Here is a 7,857-nt window from a genome sequence, read left to right as displayed (position 1 = left end):
GGGCACGCCCCGGCGCGGGCGCGGTCGCCCCGGGGCCGGTGGGTGCCGCCCCCGTCCTCACTCCCGGGCCGGGCCGGTTCGCGGCCGAGGGGTCGGGAGCGGTGCCGGGCGCGGGCGCCGGCCTGGGCGCGGGCGAGTCGCGCCGCCGCCCGGACGGCCTCGCGGGGGAGGGTGTCGGCTCCTGGGCCACTCCGGTGGCCACCGGCCAGGTGATGGTGATGGCCGTCGCGCTGCGCGACCGCGGCGGACCGGGCGACGACGGGCCCCAGGCCGCGGTGCGGCCCCGCAGCATCGCGGACAGCCGCCCGTACGGCGTGCCCGGCGGCCTCGGACCGGTCGACCCGCAGCACCAGGCCGAGGTCGAGCGACGGGTGCCCCGGGGCGCCGACGGCCTGCCCGTGCGGCACCCGGATCCGGCGGCCGGCGGCTGGGCCGAGGTGGTCAACGACGGCGGGTACGGCGAGCCGGGCCGCGCCAACAACGGCCTGGAGATCGCACTGTCGGCCGTCGACACCTTCTCCGGGCACCCCGCCTGCGCCGCCCCGCGCATCCCCACCGAGGGCGACGCGGGCGAGCGCGGCGGCCGGGACCGCGCCGAGCGGGAGCTGGGCGCGGCGTTCCGCGACCTGGGCGACGGCACCGGGGCCCACGAGCGGCTGGCGGGCGAGCTGCGCCGGGCCGGGCACGGCGCACAGGCGCTGCTGCTCACGGTGGACGGGTACGGGCGCTCGCACGCCTGGAACGCCGTCAGCCACCAGGGGGCCGTGGTCTACCTGGACCACCAGACGGGCCGGCAGGGCCCGGCGCCGCTGCACAGCGCGGACCACGGGCTGTGGGCGATCGCCCTCGACCCGGACGGCCGCCCGCTGGACCTCGCCGAGCACCGCCCGCGCCAGGCGGCGGCCCCGGCGGCGCCGCCGGCGCAGACCGACACCCCCAGCACCAGGAGCGCCGACGCGTGACCACCCGAGCCCAGGCGGTCGACACCGCCCACCGCTGGATCAACGGCGACCTGCCCCGGGCGTCGGCGGACTCCGCCACGGGCAGCCGCAGGGTGCACTCCCACGAGTTCGACCTCGGCTGGGTGCTGTGGGGCGACCCGTCCCCGGTCCGGGTGGACCCGCTGACCGGCGAGCGCCGGGCGCCCGAGGAGATCGGCGCGGCCTGCGCCGTCGTCGACCGGGTGACCGGCGCGCTGAGCGTCTGGCCGTCCGTGCCCGTGCCCGAGGTGATCCGGCTCTACCGGGACAGCCTGGGCGCCGGCTCGTACGACCCGGCGCTGCCCCCGGTCACCGGGGCGGGCACCCGGGCCGAACTGACGTACCGTGACGAACTGGGCGAGCAGCAGACCCTGGCCCTGCGCTCCGCGCCCGGCCAGGCCCACCCGGCGCTGCGGGGGTGGCGCTGGCTGCAGGAGCAGGGCGTCCGGGCCGAGGACGTCCTCGCCGTCCACACCGACCTGCGGATCGCCGCACTGCCGGGCGGCTACTGGTCGCACGCCCTGGCCGCCGAACTGCCCGCCGTCCGGGTGACGTTCGACCTGCCGTACGGTCCGCGCTTCGACCACCGGGCCCAGGCCGTGCGCGCCCTGCCGGTGCCCGCGGCCGAGGCCGGGCAGCCCGCGCCCGCGCGGCGCAACCGGGTGCCGTTCCCCCGTGCGGTGCCGGCCGCCCCGGCCGAGCCCGACCGGACGCTGTCGGCCCGGCTGACGGAGCAGTTCGGCCCGCAGGGGGTGTGCCGCTTCGACCCCGCCGACGTGCTGCGGGCCGACCTGCCGGAGGTGACGGCCCGGGCGCTGCTGCGGATCGGCGTCCCGGTGGAGGTCGAGGGGTACTTCGCGCTCCACCACCCGCGCCCGGACGGCGTGCTGGACGGCACCCGCACCGGGCCGGTGCTCCCCGAGGCCGCCGGCCACCTCGCCGGGCTGGGGCGGGGCACCCGGGCGACCGTCCGGGCCGGCCAGGAGCTGGTGTCGCAACTGGTGCTCGGCACCGACGGCTGGTCGCTGATCACCGTGGACACCGCACGGGGCCAGGTCCGCGCGATCGACCCGGACTACGCCACGGCCCGCTACTGCAACGCCGACCTGGCGTCCTTCGTCCGCTGCCTCGCCCTGTTCGCCGACCGGCTGCCGCGGCTGCGCGGCCTGCACCCGTACGCGGCAGGGCCGGCCGTGGCCGAACTCCAGTGGGGCCTGGCCGCCCTCGACGGGACGGTCTTCGACGACCCGGAGAACTGGTGGGCCGTCCTCGTCGAGCAGTTCTGGGACGGCCTGCTGTGAGACGAGAGGCCGGCGGTGCCCCGTGCGGCGGCCGGTCCGGCTGGCCGTACGGGTGACCGTACGCGTGGTGCCGCCGTGCGGCCGGCACCGGCAGACGCATCATGAGAACAGCCCGATGAATTGACGGGTTGTCACATCATCCCGTCACATCATTTCGTCGCATCATTCCCGGTGATTCGTCCGGCCCCTGCCCGGACGTGCACCACCGAACCGGAGTCCCGTCGTGACCGTTCCGCCCCGCGCCCGCGCGGCCGCCCTCGCCGCCCTCGTCCTGCTGGTGCTGCCGACGGCCGGCTGCGCCGCCCCGCCCGGCGCGCAGGGCCCCCCGCCGGTGGCCCTGCGCGCCCAGCTCGCCGCCGCCCCGAAGGTCTGCGACCAGCCGGTGGTGATCGGGCACCGCGGCGCGCCCAGGGCCGCGCCGGAGAACACCATGGCCTCGTTCGAGGTGGCCCTGAAGGGCGGCGCCGACTGGCTGGAGACCGACGTCCAGACCACCAGGGACGGCGTGCCCGTCCTGATGCACGACTCCACGGTCGACCGGGTCACCGACGGCAAGGGCGCGGTGGCCGACCTCACGGCCGCGCAGATCGCCGCCCTGCGGGTCACGGTGGGCCCGGGCGGCCCCCATCCGGTGCCGACCCTGGAGCAGCTGCTCGCCCGGCTGGCCGGCACCCGGACCAGGCTGCTGATGGAGATCAAGTGGCAGCGGGGCGAGGACGTGCCCCGGATCGCCCGGATGGCCGCCGACAGCCATGCCGACGTCGTCCTCTACTCGTTCTCCGCCGAGCACCTCAAGCAGGCCCACGCCGCCGCCCCCGATCTCCCGGTCGTCCTGATCCAGGGCGTCGCCATCCAGGACCCGACGGCCGGCCTCCCGCTGGACGGCCTCGCCCTCGACGAGGGGCTCGCCACCGCCGCGAGGATCACCGCCGAACGGCAGGCGGGCCGGCAGGTCTACGTCTGGACGCTGGACGACGAGGCGTCCTGGCAGCTGATGTCCGACCGCGAGGCCACCGGGCTGATCACCGACGTGCCGGCCGAGGCCCGGCGCTGGGTGGACGCCCGCTGCCGGCCGCCGCGCGGTGACACCCCGCCGCCTGGCCGGACCGAACTGTAGGCAGGGCAGGTGAACTGACTGGTCGTCAACGTGGCCGGCCGGCTCCCCGGGGACCGGTACGGGATCGAAATGCGCAGGCCAGGGCCGCCCGACGTTCGAATCGCGTAGCGTGGAGCGTTATGCGACTCGGTGTTCTAGACGTAGGTTCCAACACCGTCCACTTCCTCGTGGTGGACGCCCATCCCGGTGCTGCCCCGCTGCCCGCCTACTCCCACAAGGCGGAGCTGCGGCTCGCCGAACTGCTCGACGCCGAGGGCGCCATCGGCGAGGCCGGCGTGGACAAGCTGGTCGGCATGATCGCCTCCTCGATCCGGGTCGCCGAGGACAAGGGCGTCGTGGACGTCCTGCCGTTCGCCACCTCCGCCGTGCGCGAGGCCGCCAACGGCGAGGCCGTGCTGCGACGGGTCGCCGAGGAGACCGGCGTCGAACTGCGGGTGCTCTCCGGACAGGACGAGGCCCGGCTGACCTTCCTCGCCGTCCGGCGCTGGTTCGGCTGGTCCTCCGGGCGCCTGCTCAACCTCGACATCGGCGGCGGCTCGCTGGAGATCGCCTGCGGCCTCGACGAACAGCCCGACGTCGCGTGCTCGCTGCCGCTCGGCGCGGGCCGGCTGACCGCCGGCTGGCTGCCGGGCGACATCGCCGACCCGGAGGACCTGCGCCGGCTCAGACGCCACATCCGCGCCGAGATCGCCGGCGTGGTCGGCGAGATCGCCCGGCTCGGGCCGCCCGACCACGCGGTGGCCACCTCCAAGACCTTCAAGCAGCTCGCCCGAATGACCGGCGCCGCCCCCGCCGAGGCCGGCCAGTACGCCGCCCGCCGGCTCACCCGGGCCGGACTCTCGGCGTGGCTGCCCAAGCTCTGCGCGATGTCGGTCGGCGAACGCGCGCAGATCCCGGGGGTCTCAGCCGGCCGGGCCAGGCAGTTGCTCGCGGGCGCCCTGGTCGCCGACGCCTCGATGGACCTCTTCGGGCTGGACGAACTCGCGATCTGCCCCTGGGCCCTGCGCGAGGGCATCATCCTGCGCCGCCTCGACACCCTGGACAGCCCCGCCGACCGCCGACGCGCGGCCCTCACCGGCTGACCACCCGCGATGTGACGCATCCTGCCGGTACGTCCCGTTCCGGGCCCCGTCCGCTTACGCTGTCTCCCGTGGCGCAACCAGCGGGCGAGGACGGGACGCAGGAGGGCCGCGCTGCCGATCCGGGGCAGCCGCGGCCTGCCGGGCCGCGCCGGGCCAGGGCGGGCACGGCCGCTGGACGCACGGTCGAGGCCGCCTCCAGTGCAGCTCGGGCGGCTCGGACGGCCAAGCCCGCCAAACCCGCCAAGCGCGCTGCGAAGTCCGCCGCGAAGTCCGCCGGGCCCGCGGAGCAGGCCGAGCCGGCCCGGGCACCGAAACCGACCCGCAAGGCCGCCGTGAAGCGGGCGGTGAAGACCGTCGGCGCGGTGAAGGCCGCGAAGAAGGCGGCCAGGAAGCCGGCCGCGAAGGCCGCCCCGCTGCTGCGCACCACCGACCGGCTGGTGCTCCCCCCGCACCCCGCACTGCACATCCCGGACACCAAGGTCGCGCTGTCCACCGCCTCGGTCTACCCCGAGTCCACCGGCGTCGCCTTCGAGCTCGCCGAACGGCTCGGCTACGACGGGGTGGAGGTGATGGTCTGGAACGACCCGGTCAGCCAGGACATCGAGGCGCTCCGCCGCCTCTCCGACACCCACCGGATGCCGATCCTGGCCGTCCACGCCCCCTGCCTGCTGATCACCCAGCGGGTCTGGACCACGGACCCGTGGACCAAGCTCGTCCGCGCCAGGGCGGCCGCCGAGAAGCTCGGCGCGAGCGCCGTCGTCGTCCACCCGCCGTTCCGCTGGCAGCGCCAGTACGCCCGCGAGTTCGTCCGGGGCATCGGCCGGATGGCGGGCGAGACCGACGTCCGCTTCGCCGTCGAGAACATGTACCCCTGGCGCTACCGCGACCGCGAGGTGCTCGCCTACTCCCCTGGCTGGGACGTCACCGAGGAGGAGTACCGGCACTTCACCATCGACCTCTCGCACGCCTCCACCTCCCGGATCGACGCCCTGGAGATGGTCGGCCGGATGGGCGACCGGCTCGCCCACATCCACCTCGCCGACGGCAGCGGCTCCGGCAAGGACGAGCACCTGATCCCCGGCCGGGGCAGCCAGCCCTGCGCCGAGCTCCTGGAGCACCTGGCCCGCACCGGATTCGACGGCCACGTCGTCCTGGAGGTCAACACCCGCCGCTCCGCCTCCGCCGCCGAACGCGAGGCCGACCTCGCCGAGGCACTCGCCTTCACCCGCCTCCACCTGGCCACCCCGGCGCGGGTGCGCTGACCGCGCCCGGGGCCGCCGTCGGAACGCGACCGCGCCCCGACCGCGGCCCGACCGCGCCCCGACCACACTTCGACCCGGCTGACCGCATCGCGGACGCGGCGTCCGTCCGCTGGACGGGGGGCGTACGCTCGATAGCTACCAGCGGCCCTGCACCCTCCCACCAACGCACCGGCCGCAGCAGCCTCCGAAGGAGTGGACACAGTGCCCGAGCTGAAGTCCCGTACGGTCACCCACGGTCGCAACATGGCAGGCGCCCGCGCGCTCCTTCGGGCCGCCGGTGTAGCCCGCGAGGACTTCGGCAAGCCGATCATCGCGGTGGCCAACTCCTTCACCGAGTTCGTGCCGGGCCACACCCACCTGCAGCCGGTCGGCCGGATCGTCTCCGAGGCCATCCAGGCGGCCGGCGGCATCCCGCGCGAGTTCAACACCATCGCGGTCGACGACGGCATCGCGATGGGCCACGCCGGCATGCTGTACTCGCTGCCCTCGCGCGACCTGATCGCCGACTCGGTCGAGTACATGGTCAACGCGCACTGCGCGGACGCCCTGATCTGCATCTCCAACTGCGACAAGATCACCCCCGGCATGCTGATGGCCGCGCTGCGCCTCAACATCCCGACGGTCTTCGTCTCCGGCGGCCCGATGGAGGCCGGCCAGGCCGTCCTGGTGGACGGCACCGTGCGCAAGCTCGACCTGGTCAACGCGATCTCCGACGCCGTGAACGAGAACGTCTCGGACGCGGACATCGCGATCATCGAGGAGAACGCCTGTCCGACCTGCGGGTCGTGCTCGGGCATGTTCACCGCCAACTCGATGAACTGCCTGACCGAGGCGATCGGCCTCTCGCTGCCCGCCAACGGCTCGGTGCTGGCCACCCACACCGCCCGCCGCGCCCTGTACGAGGACGCCGGCCGCAACATCGTCGAGATCACCCAGCGGCACTACCACCAGGACGACTACTCCGTCCTGCCGCGCAACATCGCCACCCGCGCCGCGTTCGAGAACGCCATGGCGCTCGACATCGCGATGGGCGGCTCGACCAACACGATCCTGCACCTGCTCGCCGCGGCCCAGGAGGCCGAGGTGGACTTCGACATGCGCGCCATCGACGCCATCTCGCGCAAGGTGCCGTGCCTGTCCAAGGTCGCGCCCAACGGCAAGTACTACATGGAGGACGTCCACCGGGCCGGCGGCGTCCCCGCCATCCTCGGCGAGCTGTACCGCGGCGGGCTGCTCAACGAGGACGTGCACACCGTGCACTCCTCCTCGCTCGACGAGTGGCTGAAGACCTGGGACATCCGTGGCGGTTCGCCCTCCCCGAAGGCCGTCGAGCTGTTCCACGCCGCCCCCGGCTGCGTCCGCTCCGCCACCGCCTTCTCGCAGTCCGAGCGCTGGGACACCCTGGACACGGACGCCGCCGACGGCTGCATCCGCAGCGTCGAGCACGCGTACTCGGTCGAGGGCGGCCTCGCGGTGCTCTACGGCAACCTCGCCGAGGACGGCTGCATCGTGAAGACGGCCGGCGTCGACGAGTCGATCTGGACGTTCAGCGGTCCGGCCGTGGTGCTGGAGTCGCAGGAGGACGCGGTCGACGCGATCCTCACCAAGCGGGTCAAGGAGGGCGACGTCGTCGTCATCCGCTACGAGGGCCCCAAGGGCGGCCCCGGCATGCAGGAGATGCTCTACCCGACCTCCTTCCTCAAGGGCCGGGGCCTGGGCAAGGCCTGCGCGCTGATCACCGACGGCCGGTTCTCCGGCGGGACGTCCGGCCTGTCGATCGGCCACGCCTCGCCCGAGGCGGCCTCCGGCGGCACCATCGCGCTGGTCGAGGACGGCGACATCATCGCCATCGACATCCCCGGCCGCACGGTCGAGCTGCAGGTCTCCTTCGAGGAGCTGCACGAGCGCCGGCTGAAGCTGGAGGCCGAGGGCGGCTACAGGCCGAAGAACCGCGACCGCCAGGTCAGCGCGGCGCTGAAGGCGTACGCCGCGATGGCCACCTCGGCCGACAAGGGCGCCGTCCGCGACGTCAGCCGGCTCGGCTGACCTCGCCCGCCCCACCCGTCCGACGCAGGAGCCGCCCCGCACGCCGGGGCGGCTCCTCCGTCGTCCGGC

6 protein-coding genes are annotated in these 7,857 nt (G+C 74.9%); all 6 read left to right on the top strand.

The window, feature by feature from the left end:
• On the top strand, nucleotides 1–962 hold a 962-nt coding region (locus ACFUK0_RS28645), incomplete at its 5' end, for a toxin glutamine deamidase domain-containing protein (protein ID WP_380255236.1).
• Complete coding sequence (locus tag ACFUK0_RS28640; RefSeq protein WP_380255234.1) at nucleotides 959–2,281, top strand: SUKH-4 family immunity protein; 1,323 nt, start codon at nucleotides 959–961, stop codon at nucleotides 2,279–2,281. The genes ACFUK0_RS28645 and ACFUK0_RS28640, both read left to right, overlap by 4 nt.
• Nucleotides 2,282–2,504: 223 nt before the next feature.
• Nucleotides 2,505–3,398: a glycerophosphodiester phosphodiesterase gene (locus tag ACFUK0_RS28635; RefSeq protein ID WP_380255232.1), complete on the top strand. Its 894-nt coding sequence runs from the start codon at nucleotides 2,505–2,507 to the stop codon at nucleotides 3,396–3,398.
• A gap of 119 nt (nucleotides 3,399–3,517) precedes the next feature.
• Complete coding sequence (locus ACFUK0_RS28630; RefSeq protein WP_380255230.1) at nucleotides 3,518–4,480, top strand: Ppx/GppA family phosphatase; 963 nt, start codon at nucleotides 3,518–3,520, stop codon at nucleotides 4,478–4,480.
• 458 nt (nucleotides 4,481–4,938) lie between these two features.
• Nucleotides 4,939–5,742 carry a sugar phosphate isomerase/epimerase family protein gene (locus tag ACFUK0_RS28625; RefSeq protein ID WP_380255240.1) on the top strand — a complete coding sequence of 268 codons (804 nt, stop codon included), beginning with the start codon at nucleotides 4,939–4,941 and terminating at the stop codon, nucleotides 5,740–5,742.
• 201 nt (nucleotides 5,743–5,943) lie between these two features.
• Nucleotides 5,944–7,788 carry a dihydroxy-acid dehydratase gene (ilvD, locus tag ACFUK0_RS28620; protein ID WP_380255228.1) on the top strand — a complete coding sequence of 615 codons (1,845 nt, stop codon included), beginning with the start codon at nucleotides 5,944–5,946 and terminating at the stop codon, nucleotides 7,786–7,788.
• The last annotated feature ends 69 nt before the right edge of the window (nucleotides 7,789–7,857 follow it).

The organism is Kitasatospora sp. NPDC057223 (assembly GCF_042669755.1).
Lineage (GTDB): Bacteria > Actinomycetota > Actinomycetes > Streptomycetales > Streptomycetaceae > Kitasatospora.
Note: the sequence above shows the minus strand (reverse complement) of the source record. Positions and strands in the feature narration are given on the sequence as shown.